Here is a 21393-nt window from a genome sequence, read left to right as displayed (position 1 = left end):
GTCAGACTTCAGTGCGGCTTTCCACCCGTTCGTCGTGCCGGGGCTCCGCCGCCGGCACGCCCGTCCGGCACGCCCGCTGCTTTTCGCGTTCCTTCCAGCGGCGGAAGGACTGCTCGTTCCACCAGCCGCCCAGCCGCCCGCCGATGTCGGCAAGCCGCTGATAGAGCGGCCGGCGCCGGCTGGTCACGCGGGCCGGCTCCAGCGCCAAGCCGACGGAAGTGATGATGCTGTCCTCCATATCGCGCACGATCAGCTCGACGCCGCCCATGCGCACCCGGTCGCCCAGCTCGCAGGAGCCACCGAACTCGTTGCGCAGCAGGTCGCTCAGCGTCAGCCGGGCGTTCGACATCGACAGCGGCAACCCATACATCTCGGCGATCTGCTCCACCGTCGCGTCGGGGCTCAGCACCAGATCGCCGTAGAACTCCCGGTCGTTCTGGTCGAGCGCCCGGCTGCCGCCATAGAGCCTGTCGATCAGGGTCAGCCGGTGCTGCGGCGTGAACAGATAGACATGGTCGCCGGGCTGCAACGGCTTCGCCCTGTGCAGCGGCACCACCGCACCCGACCGGATGACCAGCGACGGCCTGGCCCAGCGCGGCATGCGCTGCCCTCTGGCCGCCGGGCTCTTGGCATGGACGGTATAGGCGACCAGTTCCTGGTCGGCATTGCCGGGAAGCTCCAGTTCCACGCGCTCCACCGGGCCGCGGCGCGGCGGCACGATCAGTTCCAGCGCCCGCGCCATCGTGCCGATGGTCCAGCCCTGCACCAGCAGCGACACCACCACGACGATGAAGGCGGTGTTGAAGATCAGCTGTCCATTCTCCAGCCCGCCCAGCACCGGCACCAGCGCAAGCAGGAGCGACACCGCCCCGCGCAAGCCGACCCAGGCGATGAAGCTGGTCTCCCGGACCGAGAAGCGGAAGGGCAGCAGGCACATCCACACCGCGGCAGGGCGGGCGACGGCGATCAGGACGAAGGCCACACCCAGCGCCGGCAGGATTATTCCACCGAATTCCCGCGGCGTGGCGAGCAGCCCCAACATCACGAACATGACGATCTGGCTGAGCCAGGTCAGCCCGGCATGGAAGCGCCGCAGTTCCAGGGCGCCGCGCAGCTTGACGTTGCCGGCATAAAGCCCGGCGGCATAAACGGCGAGATAGCCGCTGCCGCCCATCACGTTGGTGACGGCGAAGATGAACAGGGCGAAGGTCAGCGTCACCACCGGGTTCAGCCCGGCTTCGAAATTCGCCTTGTTGATGAAAGTCACCAGCAGCCAGCCGCCGGCCAGCCCCATCACCCCGCCCAGCGAAAAAGCCAGCACCAACTCGCCGACAATGGCGATTGGAGACGCCAGACCGTGGGTCGCCGCCTCCACCAGCAGGATGGTCACCATGATGGCGACCGGGTCGTTGCTGCCCGATTCGATTTCCAGGGTGGAGCGGACGCGGTCGCGGAGGGTGATGCCGCCGACGCGCAGCAGGAAGAAGACCGCCGCCGCGTCGGTGGAACTGCACGCCGCCCCGACCAGCAGCGCCTCCCCCCAGCCCAGCCCCATCAGGTAATGGGCGGCGATTCCCACCACGCCGGTGGTGACCGCCACCCCGACCGTCGCCAGCGTCATCGCCGGCCAGGCTGCGGACTTGTAGCTGGCGAGCTTGGTGTCGAACCCGCTTTCGAACAGGATCACGGCCAGCGCCATCGATCCGATCAGGAAGGCGGAGCCGGCATCGTTGAAGGAGATGTGGCCGATCCCGTCCTCGCCGGCCAGCAGGCCGATGCCGAGGAAGATCAGCAGCAGCGGCGCACCGACCCGCAAAGCGAGGTAGCTGGTCAGCACGCTGACGATCAGCAGGGTCGATCCGATGAGGATGATGTAGCTGACCGCCTCCATAAGCCCCGCACGCCATTCTTATCGGGCCGCCATCCGGCGGAACTCCTTGATTTTGACGGCAACTCCCCACATCCGCAAGGAGTAGGACCCGGAGGCGGTCATTCGGATAGGCTGTACGCTTACGATACCAGCTTCCAGCTTCCGTCAGCCTGACGGCAGGCGGTGCCGCGCGCCACCTCGGTCCTGCCGTCGATCACGACCGTATGGTTGTAGTCGCGGCAGGTCTGACCGTCGGTGCCCTGATAGGTCCTCACCGGCTGGATGGTGCCGCTGTTGCCGGACTGCGGGTTGTTCCAGGTGATGGTCTGGTTGTTGGCGACCGCGCGCTCCTCCGCGTCCGACGCGCGGTTCTGGTCGGCGGGACTGAAGTGCCGGGCCAGCTGCTGGCCGGCATAGGCGCCGACCAGCGTGCCGATGGCCGTCGTCGCCAGCTTGCCCGCGCCTCCACCGAAGCGCGAGCCGAGCAGGCCGCCGGCGACGGCGCCGCCCAACGTGCCGACGGTCTCCGACGTATTCATCCCGCCGATGCCGCCGCCGCTGCTGTTTCCGGTCTGGCAGGCGCCGAGCGATAGAGCCGCGACCGCGGCGATGGCCGTGACGCGCAACCTGTTGGTCATGGTCCGCATGGTGGTTCCCCCGTATCAACGTTTCACGGTTAAAGTCCGGTCAACGCTTATGGAGAGAAGAAGTTCCTCCAAAGAAGCAGGACCAAAAGATCAGGGGGCGATGGAAGCAAAATGCGTTTTCGCGTGTTTAGAGACCGAACAGTCAACACGTGGAGGGTAGTATGATGTCCCGTTTGCGTCTGATCGGTGCGGTGTTCGCGCTCCTTTCCGTCACCGCCTGCTCGACTGGCGGCGTGGTCGGCGGTGCGGCCGGTGCGGCCGGCGGATACGCCGTGGACGGTACCCGCGGCGCCGTGATCGGCGGTCTGGGCGGTGCGGCGCTGGGCACCGCCATCGATCACTAGAGTGTGATCGCTTCAAGCGGAATCGCTTGAAGCGTGAATCACACGGAAAACCAAAAACTTAGAGTTTGTATGGTGCTTCAATAAGCATCAGACGAACTCTAAGACCGGCCGCCCAAAGGCCTCAGTCACGCACCGGTGCGCGCGTCGATTCGCGCGGACCGGTGGCGAAGACGGCGAGCGCGTCGTGCAGTTCCGGCAGGACGCGCTCCACCGCCAGTTCGCCCTCGCGGATGCAATCGTCGGCCCGGTCGAACTCGGTCAGCCCGATGTGACCCAGCCGCGGCACGATGTGCACGTCCGGCGGATCGCCGGCAAGCCGTGACCGGGTGATGCGGTCGGTGACGATGCTGAGCGACGAGACCATCACGCCGAACAGGCTCGGACCCTCATAGTCGCGGCGGAAGATCCGACGCGTCAGGGCGCCGATGCCGCTCGGCGCGCGATGGCCCGGCGTCTCGTCCTCGACCAGCCGCAACAGGTCGAATCCTGCGGCGGTCGGCACGCTCGACCCGGGCTTGCGCGCCTTGCCCAGGATATCGCCGGCCAGATTGACGGCGATCACCATCTGCGCGCCCAGCGCCCGGCAGGCCGACACCGGCACCGGGTTGACCAGCGCGCCGTCGATCATCCAGCGCCCGTCGATGGACGCCGGTGGGAACACCCCCGGCAGCGAGAAGGACGCCCGCATGGCGTCGACCAGTTCGCCGCGCTGCAGCCACACCTCGTGGCCGGTCACCAAGTCGGTGGTGACGGCGGCATAGGGGCATGGCAGTTCCTCGATCCGCACGTCTCCCAGATGCAGGCGCAGTTCAGCCAGCAGCCGGTCGCCGCTGATCAGTCCACCGCCCTGGCGCAGCCGCAGATCCAGATAGCCGACGATCTTCATCCGGGTCAGCGTGCGCACCCACTCTTCCAGCGTGTCGAGCTTTCCCGCGAGATGGACGCCACCCACGAGCGCCCCGACCGAGGAGCCGCAGACGATGTCGGCCTCGATGCCATAGCGCTTCAGCGCCCGCAGCACCCCGATATGCGCCCAGCCGCGCGCCACGCCGCCGCCCAGCGCAAGACCGATGCGCGGACGCCGCGCGCTCCCGCCGCCATTTCCGCCATTCAGGCTGGTTCCGTTTGGCATTGGCCTGTTCCCCTGTCCCCGGCGGCACCCATGTTCGCCGCCCTAATCGTCAGCAGTCTCGTACGAAATCGGTAAAGGAAGCCTGTAACCAGCACCGGCACCGCCACGTCGACCGGTGGACAAAGCCGAAGCCCATGGGCTAAGCCATCCCCATCGGACAAGATGATCGGATGCGACCGTGACGAACAAGAGCGGCAAGCCCCTGCGCCTGGATGCGGCGACCGAACGGCTGGCGGCCCGGATGTGGCGCGAATGGGTGCGTCCCTATCGCGGCAAGCTGCTGGTGTCCTTCGTGCTGATGGCGGTTGTGGCGGCGACCACCGGCGCCTATCCGCTGCTGATCGACCGGTCCTATGCCATGTTCTCCGCCCAGGACCGCGGCATGCTGCTGGCGATCCCGCTCGCCATCGTCGCGGTGACGATCATCAAGGGCGTGTCGCTCTATTCCCAGACGGTGGTGACCAGCGACATCGTCCAGCGCATCATCGCCGACGTCCGGCTGGCGATGTTCACGCACCTGCAAACCGCCGACATGGCGCAGCTTCACGCCACCCCCACCGGGTCGCTGACCTCGCGCTTCATCAACGACGTCGATCTGATCCGCAACGCGCTGACCCGGACGCTGACCGGGCTGGTGCGCGACATCCTGACGGTGATCGCGCTGGTCGGGTCGATGTTCTATCTCGACTGGCTGCTGTCGCTGATTGTCTTCATCATCTATCCCATCGCCGCCGTTCCCATCGTGCGGATCGGCAAGCGCCTGCGCCGTGTCTCCCGCGACACCCAGGCGCAGATGGGCGACATGACCTCGCTGCTGACCGAAAGCCTGTCGGGCGCGCGCATGGTCAAGACCTACAACCTCGAAGATTATGAGCGCGCCCGCGCAGGCCGCGCCTTCCACGAGAACTACTTGCTGACGATGAAGGCGGTGCGCGCCCGCTCGCGCATCGACCCGATGATGGAGGTGCTGGGCGGCGTCGCGGTTGCCGGCGTGATCGCCTTCGCCGGCTATCGCATGACGATGGGCGAAGGGTCGGTCGGCGCCTTCTCCGGCTTCGTCGGCGCGCTGCTGATGGCGGCCCAGCCGGTGCGCGCCATCGGCACGCTGAACGCAGCCTTGCAGGAGGGGCTTGCCGCCGCCCAGCGCATCTTCGAACTGCTGGACCAGCAGCCGACCATCGTCGAGCAGCCGGGCGCCAAACCGCTCTCCGTCTCGACGGGTGCCGTCGCGCTGCGCGGCGTCCGCTTCTCCTATGAGGCCGGGGCCGACACGCTGAAGGGCATCGACCTCGACGTGCCGGCCGGCAGCACGGTGGCGCTGGTTGGGCGCAGCGGCGCCGGCAAGTCGACGGTCTTCAACCTGATCCCCCGCCTCTACGACGTGACGGGTGGCGAGGTGCTGATCGACGGCCAGGATGTCCGCGGCGCCACCCTGCGCAGCCTGCGCGGTGCCGTGTCCATCGTCAGCCAGGACACCGTGCTGTTCAACGACACCGTGCGGGCGAACATCTGCTTCGGCCGTCTCGATGCCGGGATGGACGACGTGATCGCCGCCGCCAAGGCGGCCGCCGCGCACGATTTCGTGTCGAAGCTGCCGGAGGGCTACGACACGGTGATCGGCGACCGCGGCGTGAAGCTGTCGGGCGGCGAGCGCCAGCGCCTGGCGCTGGCCCGCGCCTTCCTGAAGGATGCGCCGATCCTACTGCTGGACGAGGCGACCAGCGCGCTGGACAGTGAATCGGAACGACTGGTGCAGGCTGCTCTGGAACGGCTGACGGAGGGGCGCACCACACTGGTGATCGCTCATCGTCTGGCGACGGTGCGCAATGCCGACCGGATCGTGGTGATGGAAGGCGGGCGCATCATCGAACAAGGCCCGCACGAGGCGCTTCTGGCCGCCGATGGGGCCTATGCCCGGCTGTGCCGGCTGCAATTCGGCGAGGACGAGGTGCGGGCGGGGGCCTGAGGCCTCCCCCCACCCCTCGCTCACTCTGCCGGGAACACCATCGCGCGTTCGGTCGCCATCGCGGCGGACAGCTCTTCGCCGGCACGCACGTCCACATGGCCGGGCAGGCGCGCATGAACCTCCGACCCGGCCAAATCCAGGCACACCCGCGTTGCAGGCCCGAGGAAGCTGGAGTGGCGCACCCGCACGGGAACGGCATCGGGCCGGGTGCCCGGCGGAAGCAGCTCCAGATCCTCGACCCGGCAGGCGACCTCGACCTTCGTTCCGCCCGGCAGGCCGGGGGCCATGATCCGGCCGAGCGGCGTGACGATCTGCCCGTCGCGCACCGTCGCTTCGAACCGGTTCACCTCGCCGAACAGGCGGGCGACGAAGCTGTTGGCCGGGCGCTGATAGAGGGTCACCGGCGTGTCGGCCTGGACGATGCGCCCGGCCTCCATCACCACGACGCGGTTGCCCATCTCCATCGCCTCTTCCGGGTCGTGGGTGACGACGACGGTGGCGATGCCGCTGGCGCGGATGATCCGCACCACCTCCTCCCGCACCGACCGGCGAAGCTGCTCGTCCAGTGCGGAGAACGGCTCGTCCAGCAGCAGGACCTTGGGGTCGCGCGCCATGGCGCGGGCCAGCGCCACCCGCTGCTGCTGGCCGCCCGACAGGGTGTGCGGGTAGGCGTCGGCATAGCGGGTCAGCGCCATGGTCTCCAGCAATTCGTCCACCCGGCGCCGGCGTTCGGCGCGCGGACGGTCGATCTGGCCGAAGGCGATGTTGCCCGCCACCGTCAGGTGCGGGAACAGCGCGAAGTCCTGGAACATCATGCCGACCGGCCGCTTTTCCGGCGGCAGCGACCGGCCCGCGGTGGCGAGCACCTGCCCGTCCACCGCGATCTCGCCCTTCTGAACCGCCTCAAGTCCGCTGATCAGGCGCAGCAAGGTCGACTTGCCGCAACCGGACGGGCCGACGATGCACACCACCTCGCGCGGGGCGACCGACAGCGAGACGCCGTCGACCGCCGTCACGCCGCTGTCGGCGCGACCGTAGCGGTGGGTGATGCCGGAGAGGACGACCGACGGGGAAAGAGCGGACGGGGAAAGGGCTTCTGTCATCTTACTTCCAGCCGGCACGGTCCATGATGCGCAGCGCCTGCGGCGTGTGGGCGGCGAAGGAGGCGGCGTTCACCTCGGCCGCCTTGAAGCTGCCGAGCTTCACCAGTTCCGGATGCGGCTGGACCGCCGGGTTGACCGGATATTCCATGTTGCCGTCGGCGAACTGGCGCTGCGCCTCCGGGCTCAGCAGATACTCCAGCAGCTTGCGGGCGTTATCCTGGTTCTTGGAGGTCTTCACCACGCCGGCGCCGCTCAGGTTCACATGGGTGCCGCGGTTGCCCTGGTTGGGGAAGATGACGCCGATCTTGGACGCGATCTCACGGTCCTCCTGCTTGGCCGAGGTGATCATCTTGCCGACATAATAGGTGTTGGCAATGGCCAGATCGCCTTCGCCGACCGCGACCGCCTTGATCTGGTCGGTGTCGCCGCCCTGCGGCGGACGGGCGAGGTTGGCGACGAGGCCCTTGACCCACTCCTCCGTCTTCTCCTCGCCCAACGCTTCGATCATCGAGGCGGTCAGGGCAAGGCTGTAGGGATGGGTGCCGCTGCGGGTCAGCACGCGATGCTTCCACTCCGGCTTGGCGAGGTCCTCGTAATCCTTGATCTGCTCCGGCTTCACCCGGTCACGGGCATAGACGACGATGCGGGCGCGGCTGGACAGGCCCCACCAGGCGCCGTTCGGATCGCGCAGGTTTGCCGGAACCTTGACCGCATCGAGCTGCGGCGAGGTGACGGAGGCGAGCAGCCCTTCCTTGGCGGCAGCGGCCAGACGGCCGGCATCGACGGTGATGAACAGATCGGCCGGGCTGCTGGCCCCTTCCGACTTCATGCGCTGGATCAGCTCATCATGGTTGCCTTCAATAATGTTGACCTTGATCCCGGTCGACTTGGTAAAGGTTTCATAGATCGCGCGGTCAGTATTGTAATGTCGGGAATTGTAGACATTGACTTCCTGCGCCTGGACGGAAAAGGCGGTCAAGGCACCGACTGCAAAAGCGACGCCAGCGATCTTAACGATGAACATCCATCACTCCCGGACTGCGAATGGCTCTCAATTTCATGAGAATGGATATCAGTTGCAGGCTTCGCTGTCGAGACGGGATTTATCCTGGGGAGAGTCAATCGCACGGCGCGGTGCGAGCCTGCCCGCGTCACAGAGGGCCGCTCTCAAATCGGTCGCTCCGATGACCTATGGTGAGGCACGGACAATCCCGGGGACCGCAAGGAAGGGTCTGGATCGGACGACTGAGGCGGTGGCGTCCAAATTCCAGGAGCGGACCGACGGACAATCGCCCTTGGGACGCCGGGACTGGGCGGATAACAGCGCCTGCCCAATCAGCGGGCGACGCTTCCCATCGACAACATGTAAAGCCGCCTGGCAGGTGGACGCAGGTCAGCGCAAATTTTTATGTGGAGCGTGATCGTTTCAGATCGCGCTCCACAACATTACCGGTGCTCGTCGTAGCCCTCTTCCCATCGGGGAGAGGGGACATCGGGATCAATCGTCCGCGTACGGATTCTTACCCTTGCGCAGAAGCAGGCGCACCGGCACGCCGGGCATGTCGAAGCTCTCGCGCAGATGCGTCGTCAGGTAACGCTGGTAGCTTTCCGGCAGATCCAGCGGCTTGTTGACGAACAGCGCGAAGGTCGGCGGACGGGTCTTCACCTGGGTGACGTAGCGGATCTTCACCCGGCGGCCCTCCACCAGGGGCGGCGGGTGGTGGTCCAGAACGCCTTCGATCCAGCGGTTCAGCTGGGCGGTCGGGATGCGGCGGTTCCAGACCGTGTAGGTCTCCAGCACGCCGTCCAGCAGCGTGTCGAGCTTGTGGCCCTTCAGCGCCGAGATTGTGACGACCTTGACGCCCTTGATGTAGCCGAGCGCGGCCTGGAGCTTGTCCTCGACCTGACGCAGAGCCATGGCGCGGTCGTCGACCGTGTCCCACTTGTTGACGGCGATCACCAGGGCGCGGCCCTCGGAAATCACCAGCCGGGCGATGGTCAGATCCTGCTTGTCGAGGATGGCGGCGGCATCGACCACCAGCACCACGACATTCGCCATGCGGATGACGCGCAGGCTGTCGGCAACCGCCAGCTTTTCAACCTTCTCGTCGACGCGGGCCCGGCGGCGCATTCCGGCGGTGTCGACCAGCTTGAAGCGGCGGTCGCGCCACTCCCAGTCGACGGCGATGGCATCGCGCGTCATGCCGGCCTCAGGTCCGGTCAGCACGCGCTCCTCGCCGAGCAGGCTGTTCAGCAGGGTCGACTTGCCGACGTTCGGACGGCCGACGATGGCGATCTGAATCGGCTTGCTGCGATCCTCTTCCGGCTCGGGCTGGTCGCCGATGGGGATGGAGGGATCGAAGCCGTCGTCAGCGTCCTCGGTCTCGTCGGAGTCCTCGGGCGGAGCGTAGGGCAGCAGGGCCTCGACCAGATCGGCCATGCCCTCGCCATGCTCGGCGGACAGCGGGATCGGATCGCCCAGGCCGAGTTCGTAGGATTCGAACATGCCGGGCTGGCTGGCCTTGCCCTCGGTCTTGTTGGCGACCAGCAGCACCGGGGTCTTGCCGCGGCGCAGCAGCTTGGCGAAATGGCGATCCAACGGCGTGATGCCGGCACGGGCGTCGATGATGAACAGCGCGACGTCGGCACGGGCCAGGGCCTGCTCGGTCTGGCGGCGCATGCGCGCCTCCAGGCTGTCGTCGGTCACATCCTCCAGACCGGCGGTATCGACCACCGTGAAGGACAGGCCGCCGACATGGGCCGGGGCCGAGCGCCAGTCACGGGTGACGCCCGGCGTATCGTCCACCAGGGCCAGCTTCTTGCCGGCCAGACGGTTGAAGAGGGTCGATTTGCCGACATTCGGCCGACCGACGAGGACCACGGTGAACGACATGGGGCCAAAGGCCTTTCACAACAGACGGAGGAAATCCGCGATCAGCGGAACGCGACGAGCGTTCCGTTGTCGCACAGCACATAGAGAGTGTTGTTGGCAACGACCGGAGACAAGTAGGAACCGGTTGGCAGCGAACGGGTCACCTCGACCTTGCCGTCGGACGGCGACAGGCCGAGCAGCTGGCCGTTGGAGCCGGCGACCCACAGGCGGCTGCCCGCCATCACCGGGCCGGACCAGACGATCGGACCGGACCTGTCCTCCGGATCCTGGAAGCGGGCGAGCGGTGCCACCCAACGGACCTTGCCGTTCTGGCGGGCGACCGCGACCACTTCCTGGTCGTTGGTGACGGTGAACAGGTAATCGCCGGCCAGCCAGGGGGTCTGGACGCCGCCGATCTCCGTTTCCCAGATACGGGCGCCGATGCGCTCGTCGATGGCGACCATGCGGCCGGAATGGCCGATGGCATAGACGGCGCCGCGGTCGACCACCGGCAGGCCGCGGATGTCGGCCAGATTGCTCAGCGCACCGCTGCGGCGGATGTTGGCGAGGCTGTCCTGCCAGGCCACACGGCCGTTTTCCGGACGCAGGCCGAACAGCTCGCCCGAGGAATAAGGGGAGACGACCAGCGTGCCGGTCGCGGCCGGGCTGGCGGCGCCGAGCAGGCCGGCGGTCTCCAGGATGCCCTGCTGCGACCACTGCACCGCACCGTCGTCGGTGGACAGCGCGATGGTCTGGTTGTCCAGCGTGATGACCAGCACACGGCCGCCGGCGACCGTCGGCGCGCCGCGGACCGGGCCGGCGATGCGCTTGCGCCACAACACCTTGCCGCTGCCGGCGTCGAACGCCAGCACCTCGGCGAAGCCGGTGGCGGCGTAGACGCGGCCGTCGGCATAGGCGACGCCGCCGCCGGTGGCGCCGCCGCGCTCGTTCTCCGGACGGGTGTCGAACCGCCACAGCGACTGGCCGCTGCGCTCGTTCAGCGCGGTGACGTGCGAATCGGCATCCATCGCGAAGATACGGCCGTCGGCGATCACCGGCGTGCCGAGCAGCGCCCGCGAGCTGCTGGACCCGGCGCCGATGTCGGCGCGCCAGGCGTCGGACGGGCTAGCCGACAAGGCGAGGTTGCCCAGCATATGGTCCGGCGTGCCGCCCGGCTGCGCCCAGGCCGCGTTGGCGACCGGCGGCGGCACGGTGACGGCGGTGGCGGCGAGCTGGGCGTCCGGCTCCACCTTGCGCTCGCGCTGGAGCACTGCGACCCGTTTGCCCGGCAGGGGCGGATCGGGCGTCTTCCCCATCCAGCTGTCGATGGTGTCGCAGCCGGCGAGCAGGACGGTCAGCAGCGATGCCGACAGCAGCGCGGCGCGGCGGATCGAACCGGCCATTGCGGTCTTCTCGGTCTTGGTCTTCATGGCCCGGCTCAGCCCTTGCCGTAGAGGGAAGCGAGATCGGCGGCGCGGCCGCGCACGCCCGACGGGGCCTGCTGGTCATCCGCCAGTTGCTTGTAGAGCGTGCGCGCCTTCTCGGTGTCGCCGGCACGGGCGGCGAGCATCGCCGTCAGCTCACGCGCCGAGAAGCGCCAGGGGCTGGTGTCGGCGGTCAGCGGCTGCAGCTTCGCGGTCAGCTGCGCCGGGTCGCCGCCGTCGGCACGCTGCATCACCCCCATCAGGGTGGCGAGGTCGCGGTACTGCGCAGGCACGGCGGCGTTGCCGGCGATGCCGTCATAGACGGTCGCGGCGTCGCTGCCCTTGCCCTGGCGGATCATCAGCGCCGCGGCGTTGAACTGGGCGATGGCGGCGAGGCTGGGATCGGCGGAGCCGGCGAACGCTGCAAGCGCGTCGACACCCTTCTCCGGCCCCTGGCCGCTCTGCGAGATGGCGGTGACGAGGGCGGCGGTCTGCTCCTGCTTCTTCTGTGCCTGCCAATGGCGCCAGAAGCTGTAGCCGCCGGTACCGGCGACGACCAGGACGGCCGCGGCGATCATAGCGCCGCCATACTTCTTGAACAGGTGCTCCGCGCGGTCCCGGCGCAGATCCTCGTCGACTTCGCGGAAAATATCGCTCATGGCGCTGCGGTGGCGTCCTTGCGGTGGCGGCTTCGCGCACGGCCCGGATGGCGGCGCGGGTCAGGCGGAACCCAGCCGGCCGGCAATCCGGACGGATGATTCCACAAGATCAAGAGGGGCGGATAGCATCGGGCAGCCCACCCGGTCAAGAGGCAGGCTGATTCGCGGTGGGGGGAAGTGGTGGCAGGCAAAAGAAAATGGGCCGCGGAGGCGATGCCCCGCAGCCCAGTCCCACGACCCGGACTTGCCCCGGATCGGTCGATTCCCATTGGAAAGCTTCGCTGCGGCTTACGCCGACACAATCCAGACGGCTCACGCCGACATGGCGGCGGCGGCGATGACGGCCTGGGTGCGGTTCTTGACGCCCAGCGACTTGAAGATGGCGGTGACGTGGATCTTCACCGTGCCTTCCGACAGGCCCAGCTCATAGGCGATCTGCTTGTTGGACTTGCCGAGACGCAGGCATTCCAGCACTTCGCGCTGGCGCTGGGTCAAGCCGTAGCCGGCGTTGCGGTCGGACATGTCGACGGTCCGGCGGCGCGGGGCGGCGTCCATGCTGGCGGTCAGGGCGCCCGGCGGCAGGTAGATGCCGCCCGAGAACACGAGGTTCAGGGCACCCATCATCACCTTCACGCTGCTCGACTTCGGGATGTAGCCGGTCGCGCCATGGTCGAGCGCGCCGCGGATGTCGCCCAGCGCTTCCGACGCGGAGATCACAACCACCGGGACACCCGGCTGCAGAGCCTGGATCTCGCGCAGGCCGTCGAAGCCCGGCCAGTTCGGCATATGCAGATCCATCAGGATGATGTCGAAGGTGCCGCTGGTGCGGCATTGCTCCAGAACCTCGTCGAAGGTGCCGGCCTCCACGAAGCTGGCATCGCCCTGCAGTTGTTCCAGCAGACGCCGCAGGCCTTCACGGAACAGCAGATGGTCGTCCCCGATCAGAATCTTCATGGTCCCCGTCATCCTCGCTCGCCGGCCCTTGCCGGTGCCGTCCGCTTCGCGGACGACCGCCCGTCAGGGCTTGTTGTCAATCTCGCCCGGTGCGCCCCCGCGGCACCCGGGTCACCGATTTCATGCCGCTTGCACGGCTTGGTGGCCGATTTGTGCTGCGGCCCCGTTCGGGCATCGGCCGGAAGGCTGTCTGCCGTTGTGGGGCTGTTCTTCTCTGTGTTGAGTATCTGATACCACGATCGGAAGGGGCTCTGTATCCCGACAAGGGCCATAGGTCATTCGAAGCCGCCACCCTCCTTCGAGGCACCGTTCGTCATGCGACCGGCAAGAAACGGCCCTGCCTAAGGTCATAGAGTCTATTGCGTCCGCGAATAGAGTTATCGCGCACATCCATTGGATTCATTCGATCCGGACGGGTTCGTTCAAAAAGAGACCTGCTGTCTCCATTAGCGACGGGAATTTTTCTGGAACCTTGCCATCTTTGCGGCGTTCGTGTGGCAGGGATGCGGCTAATCCCGATTCGAGCACGCAATTGAGGAGGGAAAAGCCGTTGCGAAACCGAAAGGATAGCCCTGAAGGATGCCTGTACCAACGCGCATTCCCGTGTGACCCGGCCAGCACACATCATTCCATAGGTGTTACCGTTTCGAAACCTGAGGCGACCAACAAGGAGACGGGAAGCGATCTTGGCTGATCATCCATCGCCTGATTTACGAAGAGCACCAATCATTTCTAAATCACGCGGTGCGAACAGGACTTCCCGAACCCCGACAAGGAGGGTGTCTGCGGTCCGCACGCAAATACTTTCATCTCCGCAATATTCCCCAACGACGTGACCCAATCCATGACGTGCCTGGGCCAACCGGCCGGTTCCTCCTCAACCCTTAGACGCAGGCGGCAATGCCCTGAGCCGGGCCGGCCGTGGATGCCTCCTCCAGACAGAGCTGACCCATGCACACACACCATGAGTACGCCCATGAGAAAGCATCTCACCAGACCCGCAACGCGGTGACTCCCATGCATGTCTGCCTGATCCTCGACAATAACGCGCTGACCGAGAACGTGGTCCAGCAGCTCGACCGGGGCGGCCGCCATCGCGTCACGGTCCTGCACGACATCGGGGAGCTGACCCAGAGCGCACTGACGCCGGATGCGATCCTGATCGGGTTGCAGCAGTTCACCGCATTGCGCGAAAACGAACCGATGGTCTATCTGCGGCTGTCGCGCCGCTCGCGGATCGTCGTCGTGCTGTCTTCCCGCGAGTTGCTGGACGCCGCCCATATCCTGGCCTTCGCCGACGCCTGGGTGTTCGAGGATCTGAACGTCGACCGCATCAACGAGCTGCTCGACCTCGGGCTGGAAGGCCATTGCCTGATGCCCAAGCAGTTCCTGTCGCGCCTGGGCGTGGACGAGATCCGGCTGACGCTGCTGCCGCGCCTGTCCGATCCGGAGTTCGAGACCCTGCGCCTGCTGGGCGAGGGCATGAACAACCGGACCATCGCCAACGCGCTGGACCTGTCGGAAGCGGTCATCAAGTCGATGGTGCGTAGCGTGCTGTCCAAGCTGCATTTCCGCAACCGCACGGAAGCGGGCGTATTCGCCGCCCGCCAGCAGGGCGCCCTCGAGCAGGCGCGGACCGGGATGACCCCGCCGCACGTCCAGGCCGCCGTCCGCCGGGCCGGGGTCTGACGAACCCCGAAACACAAATCGGAACCGCGCCGGAACCGTCAGGGATCCGCGCGGTCCGTCACCGCTCCCCGGCCGGGACCCATCCGGACAGCCGGGATCAGGCCGTCAGGCGACGCCCGGCCATCGCCTCTTCGAATCGGTCGAAGCGGGCGTCGAAGGCCTGCCGGTCAATCTCCGACAGCCGGAAGCGGATGCGCACCACCCCCTCCTCCCGGTTGAAAGCCTCGAAGGGCAAGGCCACGCCCAGGCTGTCGAACAGCAGGGTGCCGCGGGCGCCGACCGCGTCGGCCTCGGCAAGCGCCGCCCCGTGGCGGGAGATGTCCAGCAGCCGGACGGTCAAACGGCCCTCCGGCCCCTCCACGGAGCAGGGCGCCTCGACGCGGTAGCGCGGCAGGCTGCGGCGGTCGACATCGTCGGTCGCCGTGCGCACGGCGCGGACCAGCACATGCATCAGTTCGTCGATGCTGTGAGTCACCTCCGACGCACCGGAGCGCAGCACGTCGGCCCGCTCCTCCGTCACCTTGGCCTCGCGCGACACCTCGTCGATGCGGGTCGACACATCGGTTGCGGCACCGGCGGTCTGGGCGACGTTGCGCGAAATCTCCTGGGTCGCCGACGCCTGCTGCTCCACCGCGGCGGCGACCGTGCCGGAAATGGCGTCGATCTCGCCGATGGTGCGGCTGATGTCGCGCACCTCCTCCACGCTGCGGGCGGTGACCGACTGGATCTCGGCGATCAGGCGCGAAATCTCCTCGGTCGACCGCGATGTCTGGTTGGCGAGGTTCTTCACCTCTCCCGCCACGACGGCGAAGCCCTTGCCCGCCTCCCCTGCCCGCGCCGCCTCGATGGTGGCGTTCAGCGCCAGCAGATTGGTCTGGGCCGCGATGCCCTGGATCAGTTCCGCCACATCGCCGATGCGACCGACGGCCGAAGACAGCGACTCGATGGTGGTCTCGGTCCGGTTGCTGGCGGCAACGGCAGCGCGGGTGACGCCGGCGGCATGGCCGACCTGGGTGCCGATCTCCTCGATGGAAGCGGAAAGCTGCTCGGCGGCCGACGACACCGCCTGGGCGTTGCTGAGCGCCTGCGCCGCCGCAGCGGCGACGTTCTGGGCGTTGGCGCCGACAAGCCCAGCCGACTTCGCCATGGCGCCGGCATTGTGGTCCATCTCCTGCGTCCGGGCGGCGACCCGCTCGACCGCGTGGCGGCTTTCCAACTCCACCGTGTCGGCCATCGATTGCAGGGCCCTGCGCTTCAGCGCCTCCCCCTCGACGCGCTGGCGCTCCTGTTCGGCACGCAGGCGTTCGGCCTCGGCCATGCCGTCACGGAAGACCAGGACGGAGCGCGACATGGCACCGATCTCGTCCAGACGCTCGGCGCCCGCCACCCTGGCGGTCAGGTCGCCCGACGACAGGGCGGTCATCACATGGCTGAGCTGGCCCAGCGGGCGCAGCAGCCGGCGCGACACCAGATAGCCCGGAACCGCCAGCACGACAGCGCACAGCACCACCAGCATGGTGGCGAAGCGCATGCTGTCGTCGAAGGTCTTGAACACCTCCGCCTTCTTGATGCCGACATAGAGGATGCCGACCGGGTTGCCGGATGCATCCTTGATCGGATCATAGGCGGCATAGTAGGGCTCGCCCAGGATCTCGACCATACCGCGGAAGGGCGCGCCCCGGCGCAGCACCGAATCGTAGGCCGGCCCCTGCGCCAGCGTCGTGCCGACGGCACGGCTGCCGTCGGCGGCGGTGACGTTGGTGGCAATCCGGCGGTCGCCCAGGAACAGGGTGGCGGTGCCGCCGGTGATGCGTTTGATCTTGTCGACCACCAGATTGTTGTCGTTCATCACGACACCGTCCAGCAGCAGCTTCCCGTCGGCGACGGAGAATCGGCCGCCGCGCTCCTGCAACGACGACCAGGCGATGTCCATGCTGAGACGCTGCATCTCGATCGCCTGCCGTTCCAGATCGCGGACGATCACCTGTCCGATGGCGAACAGGATCGCAGTGCTGAGGACCAGCATGCCGACAAGATTCAACACGGTGACTTTCGTGGAAATCGAAAGCCGGCCGACAAAGGAGCGCAGGGCGTCCATGGGTGCCATCCACCAGGAAAACATGTTGCAGATGCGAAGTCGTAGTCGCTCCGTACTATGCCATCCTGTTTAGACTGCATTCATTTAAAATACACATTACCCCTGCGGCAACTTGTCGCCTTATGGTGTCCGCACTAATTCAACCCTGAAGCGATATTTTAGAACATGAAGCGTGTTCGAATCTTTTACGACGACTTGCCGGAACGGCCTCAAAACAGCCGGGCACCATCCGGCACCGACTGATCCGGGCCGACCAGCACCACGGCACCCTCGGCATCGGGCAGGCCAAGGCACAGGACCTCGCTGGTGAAAGGGCCGATGCGCTTGGGCGGGAAGTTCACCACCGCCAGCACCTGCCGGCCGACCAGGGCATCGGCTTCATAATGGCTGGTAATCTGGGCCGAGCTGCGTTTGGTGCCGATCTCGCCGCCAAAATCGATGGTCAGCTTGTAGGCCGGCTTGCGCGCCTCGGGGAAGACCTCGACGGCGCGGACGGTGCCGACGCGGATATCGACCTTGGCGAAATCGTCGTAGCTGATGGTCATGACGGGTCCGATGCGGTTCTGGCGATCCGCGCCAGGGTAGCGCGCCAGGGTCGGCATCGGAAAGGGCAAGCGCACGCGGCCTCCATCGAACCAGAGTGGGGGCCGAACGAGACAGACGCCGCAAACGAAAAAGGGGCCGCCGATGGCGACCCCTCTTCGTGGAAATCCGGCTGACCGGAGAGGATCAGGCCTTCGCCTTGGCGATGGCGGCCTTGACCTCGTCCAGGCTGTCCGAGACGCGCTTGGTCAGGATCTCGGCAGCTTCGGTGTTCGACTTGGCGATCATCTCGCTCAGCTCGCGGATGTTCGACAGCGACTTCTCGAAGGCGGTCTTGACCAGATCGGCCTGCTTGGCGGCCTTCTCTTCCGGGGTACCGGCAGCCGTCAGCTCGCCGACGGCGCGGTTCACGTCTTCGGCGACGGTGCGCAGCACTTCGGCCTGACGGCGGACGATGGCCTGGAAGCCTTCGAAGGCAAGCTGGTTGGCGGCGGTAACCGCCTCGATGTTGCGACGCTGGCTGGCGATGATGGACTCGACGTCCACACCCGGAACCTTCAGGTCACCCATCAGCTTGGACGGATCGAATTCGAGGAAGGGGTTACCGCTGATCTTGGCCATGTTTCTCATCCCAGCATCGGTGTTTGCTACCCGCATCTGAATACGGGCATGTTGCGTCGCAACATTACAGAGGCCGACTATGCAGAGTGCCGAAAAGTTAGTCAATCCGCTTTTTTGCGCCGCAGCATAACCTTGACGGGAAAAAATCCCTGCTCCGGCTCGCTGCGCCGTTGCTAAATGCCTGATGCCATGGACTCTGTTCCCGATTGCTTGCCGAGCGGCCTGCACGGCCGGGTCCAGCGGCAGAAGGTCGCGCCCCAGCGTTCCGCCCCGCGCAGGGCGTTGTCCAGTGCCGCCATGGTGCGCGACAGGTCGGCGGTGTCGTCATCGAGGAATACCCGCATGACACGGGCATGGACGGTGCCGAGGCCGGCCACGAGTGCCGCCCCGCCGCGCCGGTCGGGATCGATCCCCGCCGCGCGCAGCATCCAGGCCATGGAGCGGCCGAAGGTGCAGGTGAAGGCAAGTGCCGTCGCCGGATCGGCCGGCAGGTCGCGCACGACGGACCGCAAACCCTCACGGTACGGACGAAGCGCGTCGAAGCGGCGCATCATCACGTCAAACAGGCGGTCGCGGGCCGATTCGGTCGGATCGACGGGAGCGTCGCCGGCCAGAACGGTAGCGTCGGCGACGCGCGATACCGCCGCCAGCACGTCGGCGCGCCCGCGATAGCGATGATGGAAGCGGGACAGCGGGATGCCGGCGGTATGCGCGATCTCCAACAGGCCGACGCGCCGCCAGCCCTTCTCGGCCGCCAGCCCCATCGCCGCCGCGGCGACGGCGCGGTCGAGCGAATCGGAGTCCGTAGGATCGGAGCGGAAGCTGTTGTCTTCAGGCTTGTCGGACGACATGTCGGACATGGACCACCTCCAGGCGACAGGGATTGCCTTATAAGGTGGTGCGTGGACCGGCGAACGTCACCCGCCCAACTGATCAGTCATGCCTTGCGGACAGCTTCCACCCGGCCGCCGGTCATGCTGACCAGATCGGCGGGGGTCAGGCGGAAAACGGCATTGGGCGTGCCGGCCGCTGCCCAGATGGTTTCCAGCCGCAGCAGATCGTCATCGATCACCACCAGCGGCGGCACGGCATGGCCGATGGGCGGAACGCCGCCGATGGCGAAGCCGGTCGACTCGCGGACGAACTCCGGATGGGCACGCTCGATCTTCTCGCCGATCAGCCGGCCGACCGCCTTCTCGTCCACCCGGTTGGCGCCGCTGGCGACGACCAGAACCGGGCGACCGGTCTCCTTCGTGCGGAAGATCAGCGATTTGGCGATCTGCGCCACCGCGCAGCCGACGGCGTTGGCGGCATCCTCCGACGTGCGGGTACTGCCTTCATGCTCGACCACGCGATGGCCGAGGCCGATGCTGTCGAGCTGGGCCTGGACGCGGGCGGCGGACGGGCTGAGCGCCGTCATGGCCGCGCCTCTCAACCTGCCAGTTCGCGCGACCGCCGGGTGGCGGCGGCGATGGCGGAGGTCATCACCGGCTGCAAGCCTTCCGGCGCCATCAGCACCTCGAGCGCGGCCTGTGTGGTGCCGTTCGGGCTGGTCACCGCCTTGCGCAGGTCGGCTGCCTCCTGCTGCGGCGAGGCGTCGAGCAGTGCACCGGCCCCCGACACGGTGGCGCGGGCCAGCCGCACCGCCAGATCGGCCGGCAGCCCGGCGGCCTCGCCGGCCTTCGCCATCGCCTCGACCAGGAAGAAGACATAGGCCGGGCCGCTGCCCGACACGGCGGTGACGGGATCCAGCAGCCCTTCGTCCTCCACCCAGGCGACGTCGCCGACGGCGCGCAGCAGGCGGTCGGACAGGTCGCGCTGGTCAGCGCTGACACGGGAATTGGCGACGGCGACGGTCATGCCCCGGCCGATGGCGGCCGGCGTGTTGGGCATGGAGCGGACCACGACCGTCCCCTCTCCCAGCAGCCGTTCGAAATAGGCGATGGTCTTGCCGGCGGCGATCGACAGGAAGACGGTGTCGGGGCCGACCAGGGCACGGTAGGACGGCAGCGCCTCCTCCATCACCTGCGGCTTCACCGCCAGGACGACCACGTCGGGAACGAAGCCGTCCGGCAGGGCGCCGGCGCCAGACGCCAGGGTGACACGGGAGTCGCCCGCCACCGATTGCGGCAGGCCGGCGCGGTCGACCACCACGACGCGCGACGCCGTCCCGGCGGCAAGCCAGCCGTCCAGCATCGCCCCGCCCATCTTCCCGCATCCGACCAACAGCAGCGACGCACCCGATTCCGCCGTCATGACCCCTGCCCCTCTCCGGTTCGCCGGGGCTTTCCCGCCCAGGCATCTTGTCTTGTTACGCTTCGCCCATGGTGTCGAGAATGGCGGCGGACACCGCCTCGGACGCCGACTTCCCGCCCCAGATCACGAACTGGAAGGCGGGATAGAAGCGCTCGCACTCCGACAGGGCGATCTCCACCAGATCCTCAAGCTGCTCCACCGCGGCGCCACGCGCCCCGCGCAGCAGCATGGTCTGGCGGAACATCGGCGTATGCTCTTCCGAGCAGACGTCGAAATGGCCCAGCCACATGCGGCCGTTGACCTCGGCCAGCAGCTCGGCAACGGCAGTGCGGCGGGCGGCCTGTACCTTCATGTCGAACTGGCAGGAGAACTGCATCGCGGCGACGTCCGGCTGCCAGACGAAATAGAGCCGGTAATCGCACCAGCGCCCGCCGATCTCGACGACCAGCTCGTCCTCGGTGGCGCGGTCGAAGGGCCATTCATTGGCGGTGACGATCTCCTCGACCACGTCGAGCGGATTGTGGGCGGAAGTGGTGGTTTCGACGGCGACTGCCGACATGTCCGCGTCCTCCTGTGAAGGCGCTATGGGCGGTACCGTTCACCAGGACCGAAGAGACGCGCCTGCGACAGCGCGCGGTCCGGGCCAATACCCCAAGATGATGAAGAAACGGGCTGAATCGAGGGCGAGACTGGCGCCAGCGCACACCTATCCGGCCGCCGGAAGCGGCGCGGACAGGGACGACGGGAGGGGGCGTCGGGTGTGTGGGCGGCGGCGCCGGCGCTCAGGCGGCCGGGGTGGCCTTGCCGGGCTTGCCCTCTTCCGGCTTGGCGCCCGCCGGATCGGCCTCGGCCACGGCGGGGACACCGGCGGCCTCGACCGGGACCGGCAGCGGCGCCTTCGCGGCGCTCAGCGATGCGACGGTCGCTTCAAGGGCGGCCAGCCGCTCGGCCATCGCCTCCTGCTCCTCGCGGGCCTTGGCGGCCATGGCGCGGACAGCCTCGTATTCCTCGCGGCTGACCACGTCCATCCGCGACAGAACACGTTCGAGCTGGGCACGAAGCTGGCCTTCGGCCTCTTCGCGCAAGGACGAGAAGGCGCCGAGAGCGCCACCCGCCACACGGGCGAGATCGTCCAAAATCCTGTTGTCCACCTGCATCGCTCTGACTTCCGGTTACCGTTCGTTCATTATGGACGCCGCGCGCGGCGACTTCAAC

At 67.3% G+C, this 21393-nt stretch carries 20 protein-coding genes; 3 read left to right on the top strand and 17 right to left on the bottom strand.

Features of this window, described 5'->3' with window-relative positions; translation table 11 throughout:
• Window position 1: 1 nt before the first annotated feature.
• A complete protein-coding gene (locus ABNQ40_RS22380; protein ID WP_109048294.1) occupies window positions 2-1891 on the bottom strand; it encodes a potassium/proton antiporter in 1890 nt (629 codons plus the stop codon).
• A 119-nt stretch (window positions 1892-2010) separates the two neighbouring features.
• Window positions 2011-2517 (bottom strand): RT0821/Lpp0805 family surface protein, encoded by a 507-nt coding sequence (locus ABNQ40_RS22375; protein WP_109048295.1) that lies wholly within the window; start codon window positions 2515-2517, stop codon window positions 2011-2013.
• Between the two features lie 161 nt (window positions 2518-2678).
• Here ABNQ40_RS22375 and ABNQ40_RS22370 point away from each other — a divergent pair, with 161 nt between their 5' ends.
• The gene (locus tag ABNQ40_RS22370; RefSeq protein WP_085089555.1) at window positions 2679-2861 is read left to right on the top strand and encodes a hypothetical protein; all 183 of its coding nucleotides are present in this window, start codon (window positions 2679-2681) and stop codon (window positions 2859-2861) included.
• A gap of 121 nt (window positions 2862-2982) precedes the next feature.
• Here ABNQ40_RS22370 and ABNQ40_RS22365 read toward each other — a convergent pair whose 3' ends face one another.
• On the bottom strand, window positions 2983-3993 hold the full coding sequence (locus ABNQ40_RS22365) for a patatin-like phospholipase family protein (protein ID WP_109048296.1): 1011 nt from the start codon (window positions 3991-3993) through the stop codon (window positions 2983-2985).
• A 178-nt stretch (window positions 3994-4171) separates the two neighbouring features.
• On the opposite strand from ABNQ40_RS22365, the gene ABNQ40_RS22360 reads away from it, so the two are divergent.
• Window positions 4172-5959: an ABC transporter ATP-binding protein gene (locus ABNQ40_RS22360; RefSeq protein ID WP_391348938.1), complete on the top strand. Its 1788-nt coding sequence runs from the start codon at window positions 4172-4174 to the stop codon at window positions 5957-5959.
• Between the two features lie 20 nt (window positions 5960-5979).
• On the opposite strand, the gene ABNQ40_RS22355 is transcribed toward ABNQ40_RS22360, so the two are convergent.
• The 6 genes from ABNQ40_RS22355 to ABNQ40_RS22330 all read right to left on the bottom strand — a co-directional run bounded on the left by ABNQ40_RS22355 (window position 5980) and on the right by ABNQ40_RS22330 (window position 12971).
• On the bottom strand, window positions 5980-7062 hold the full coding sequence (locus ABNQ40_RS22355) for an ABC transporter ATP-binding protein (RefSeq protein WP_109047919.1): 1083 nt from the start codon (window positions 7060-7062) through the stop codon (window positions 5980-5982).
• A gap of 1 nt (window position 7063) precedes the next feature.
• A complete protein-coding gene (locus tag ABNQ40_RS22350; RefSeq protein WP_109047920.1) occupies window positions 7064-8086 on the bottom strand; it encodes a Fe(3+) ABC transporter substrate-binding protein in 1023 nt (340 codons plus the stop codon).
• 474 nt (window positions 8087-8560) lie between these two features.
• The gene (der, locus tag ABNQ40_RS22345; RefSeq protein ID WP_109047921.1) at window positions 8561-9955 is read right to left on the bottom strand and encodes a ribosome biogenesis GTPase Der; all 1395 of its coding nucleotides are present in this window, start codon (window positions 9953-9955) and stop codon (window positions 8561-8563) included.
• 41 nt (window positions 9956-9996) lie between these two features.
• Window positions 9997-11364 (bottom strand): PQQ-binding-like beta-propeller repeat protein, encoded by a 1368-nt coding sequence (locus ABNQ40_RS22340; protein WP_109047922.1) that lies wholly within the window; start codon window positions 11362-11364, stop codon window positions 9997-9999.
• Window positions 11365-11372: 8 nt separating this feature from the next.
• Window positions 11373-12017 (bottom strand): tetratricopeptide repeat protein, encoded by a 645-nt coding sequence (locus ABNQ40_RS22335; protein WP_109047923.1) that lies wholly within the window; start codon window positions 12015-12017, stop codon window positions 11373-11375.
• Window positions 12018-12329: 312 nt separating this feature from the next.
• On the bottom strand, window positions 12330-12971 hold the full coding sequence (locus tag ABNQ40_RS22330) for a response regulator transcription factor (protein ID WP_098739653.1): 642 nt from the start codon (window positions 12969-12971) through the stop codon (window positions 12330-12332).
• A gap of 951 nt (window positions 12972-13922) precedes the next feature.
• Here ABNQ40_RS22330 and ABNQ40_RS22325 point away from each other — a divergent pair.
• Entirely contained in the window at window positions 13923-14660 is a 738-nt protein-coding gene (locus ABNQ40_RS22325; protein ID WP_247879560.1) for a LuxR C-terminal-related transcriptional regulator, read from the top strand.
• 97 nt (window positions 14661-14757) lie between these two features.
• Here the strand turns inward: ABNQ40_RS22325 and ABNQ40_RS22320 are convergent, their stop codons facing one another.
• The 8 genes from ABNQ40_RS22320 to ABNQ40_RS22285 form a co-directional block, all read right to left on the bottom strand.
• Window positions 14758-16704: a methyl-accepting chemotaxis protein gene (locus tag ABNQ40_RS22320; protein ID WP_391348928.1), complete on the bottom strand. Its 1947-nt coding sequence runs from the start codon at window positions 16702-16704 to the stop codon at window positions 14758-14760.
• A 263-nt stretch (window positions 16705-16967) separates the two neighbouring features.
• Window positions 16968-17303, bottom strand: coding sequence for a tRNA-binding protein (locus ABNQ40_RS22315; RefSeq protein ID WP_109491152.1), 336 nt, complete (start codon window positions 17301-17303; stop codon window positions 16968-16970).
• 184 nt (window positions 17304-17487) lie between these two features.
• Window positions 17488-17922, bottom strand: coding sequence for a phasin family protein (locus ABNQ40_RS22310; protein ID WP_098739651.1), 435 nt, complete (start codon window positions 17920-17922; stop codon window positions 17488-17490).
• A gap of 173 nt (window positions 17923-18095) precedes the next feature.
• Window positions 18096-18782, bottom strand: coding sequence for a TetR family transcriptional regulator (locus tag ABNQ40_RS22305; RefSeq protein WP_109051577.1), 687 nt, complete (start codon window positions 18780-18782; stop codon window positions 18096-18098).
• Between the two features lie 77 nt (window positions 18783-18859).
• Complete coding sequence (locus tag ABNQ40_RS22300; RefSeq protein WP_391348924.1) at window positions 18860-19342, bottom strand: YbaK/EbsC family protein; 483 nt, start codon at window positions 19340-19342, stop codon at window positions 18860-18862.
• Window positions 19343-19353: 11 nt separating this feature from the next.
• Window positions 19354-20178 carry a pyrroline-5-carboxylate reductase gene (proC, locus tag ABNQ40_RS22295; RefSeq protein ID WP_109048370.1) on the bottom strand — a complete coding sequence of 275 codons (825 nt, stop codon included), beginning with the start codon at window positions 20176-20178 and terminating at the stop codon, window positions 19354-19356.
• Between the two features lie 55 nt (window positions 20179-20233).
• The gene (locus ABNQ40_RS22290) at window positions 20234-20737 is read right to left on the bottom strand and encodes a YbjN domain-containing protein (protein WP_109048371.1); all 504 of its coding nucleotides are present in this window, start codon (window positions 20735-20737) and stop codon (window positions 20234-20236) included.
• A gap of 223 nt (window positions 20738-20960) precedes the next feature.
• Window positions 20961-21335 (bottom strand): accessory factor UbiK family protein, encoded by a 375-nt coding sequence (locus ABNQ40_RS22285; RefSeq protein WP_109048372.1) that lies wholly within the window; start codon window positions 21333-21335, stop codon window positions 20961-20963.
• Window positions 21336-21393 lie beyond the last annotated feature (58 nt).

The organism is Azospirillum sp. A23 (genome assembly GCF_042938965.1).
GTDB classification, from domain to species: domain Bacteria; phylum Pseudomonadota; class Alphaproteobacteria; order Azospirillales; family Azospirillaceae; genus Azospirillum; species Azospirillum melinis.
This window is presented reverse-complemented; position numbering and strand designations above follow the sequence as displayed.

Excerpts from the sequence above, each read along its gene's own strand:
- ABNQ40_RS22380 (WP_109048294.1), bottom strand. The coding sequence starts at position 1,891 with ATGGAGGCGGTCAGCTACATCATCCTCATCGGATCGACCCTGCTGATC.
- ABNQ40_RS22375 (WP_109048295.1), bottom strand. The coding sequence starts at position 2,517 with ATGCGGACCATGACCAACAGGTTGCGCGTCACGGCCATCGCCGCGGTC.
- ABNQ40_RS22370 (WP_085089555.1), top strand. The coding sequence starts at position 2,679 with ATGATGTCCCGTTTGCGTCTGATCGGTGCGGTGTTCGCGCTCCTTTCC.
- ABNQ40_RS22365 (WP_109048296.1), bottom strand. The coding sequence starts at position 3,993 with ATGCCAAACGGAACCAGCCTGAATGGCGGAAATGGCGGCGGGAGCGCG.
- ABNQ40_RS22355 (WP_109047919.1), bottom strand. The coding sequence starts at position 7,062 with ATGACAGAAGCCCTTTCCCCGTCCGCTCTTTCCCCGTCGGTCGTCCTC.
- ABNQ40_RS22350 (WP_109047920.1), bottom strand. The coding sequence starts at position 8,086 with ATGTTCATCGTTAAGATCGCTGGCGTCGCTTTTGCAGTCGGTGCCTTG.
- der (WP_109047921.1), bottom strand. The coding sequence starts at position 9,955 with ATGTCGTTCACCGTGGTCCTCGTCGGTCGGCCGAATGTCGGCAAATCG.
- ABNQ40_RS22340 (WP_109047922.1), bottom strand. The coding sequence starts at position 11,364 with ATGAAGACCAAGACCGAGAAGACCGCAATGGCCGGTTCGATCCGCCGC.
- ABNQ40_RS22335 (WP_109047923.1), bottom strand. The coding sequence starts at position 12,017 with ATGAGCGATATTTTCCGCGAAGTCGACGAGGATCTGCGCCGGGACCGC.
- ABNQ40_RS22330 (WP_098739653.1), bottom strand. The coding sequence starts at position 12,971 with ATGAAGATTCTGATCGGGGACGACCATCTGCTGTTCCGTGAAGGCCTG.
- ABNQ40_RS22325 (WP_247879560.1), top strand. The coding sequence starts at position 13,923 with ATGCACACACACCATGAGTACGCCCATGAGAAAGCATCTCACCAGACC.
- ABNQ40_RS22315 (WP_109491152.1), bottom strand. The coding sequence starts at position 17,303 with ATGACCATCAGCTACGACGATTTCGCCAAGGTCGATATCCGCGTCGGC.
- ABNQ40_RS22310 (WP_098739651.1), bottom strand. The coding sequence starts at position 17,922 with ATGGCCAAGATCAGCGGTAACCCCTTCCTCGAATTCGATCCGTCCAAG.
- ABNQ40_RS22305 (WP_109051577.1), bottom strand. The coding sequence starts at position 18,782 with ATGTCCGACATGTCGTCCGACAAGCCTGAAGACAACAGCTTCCGCTCC.
- ABNQ40_RS22300 (WP_391348924.1), bottom strand. The coding sequence starts at position 19,342 with ATGACGGCGCTCAGCCCGTCCGCCGCCCGCGTCCAGGCCCAGCTCGAC.
- proC (WP_109048370.1), bottom strand. The coding sequence starts at position 20,178 with ATGACGGCGGAATCGGGTGCGTCGCTGCTGTTGGTCGGATGCGGGAAG.
- ABNQ40_RS22290 (WP_109048371.1), bottom strand. The coding sequence starts at position 20,737 with ATGTCGGCAGTCGCCGTCGAAACCACCACTTCCGCCCACAATCCGCTC.
- ABNQ40_RS22285 (WP_109048372.1), bottom strand. The coding sequence starts at position 21,335 with ATGCAGGTGGACAACAGGATTTTGGACGATCTCGCCCGTGTGGCGGGT.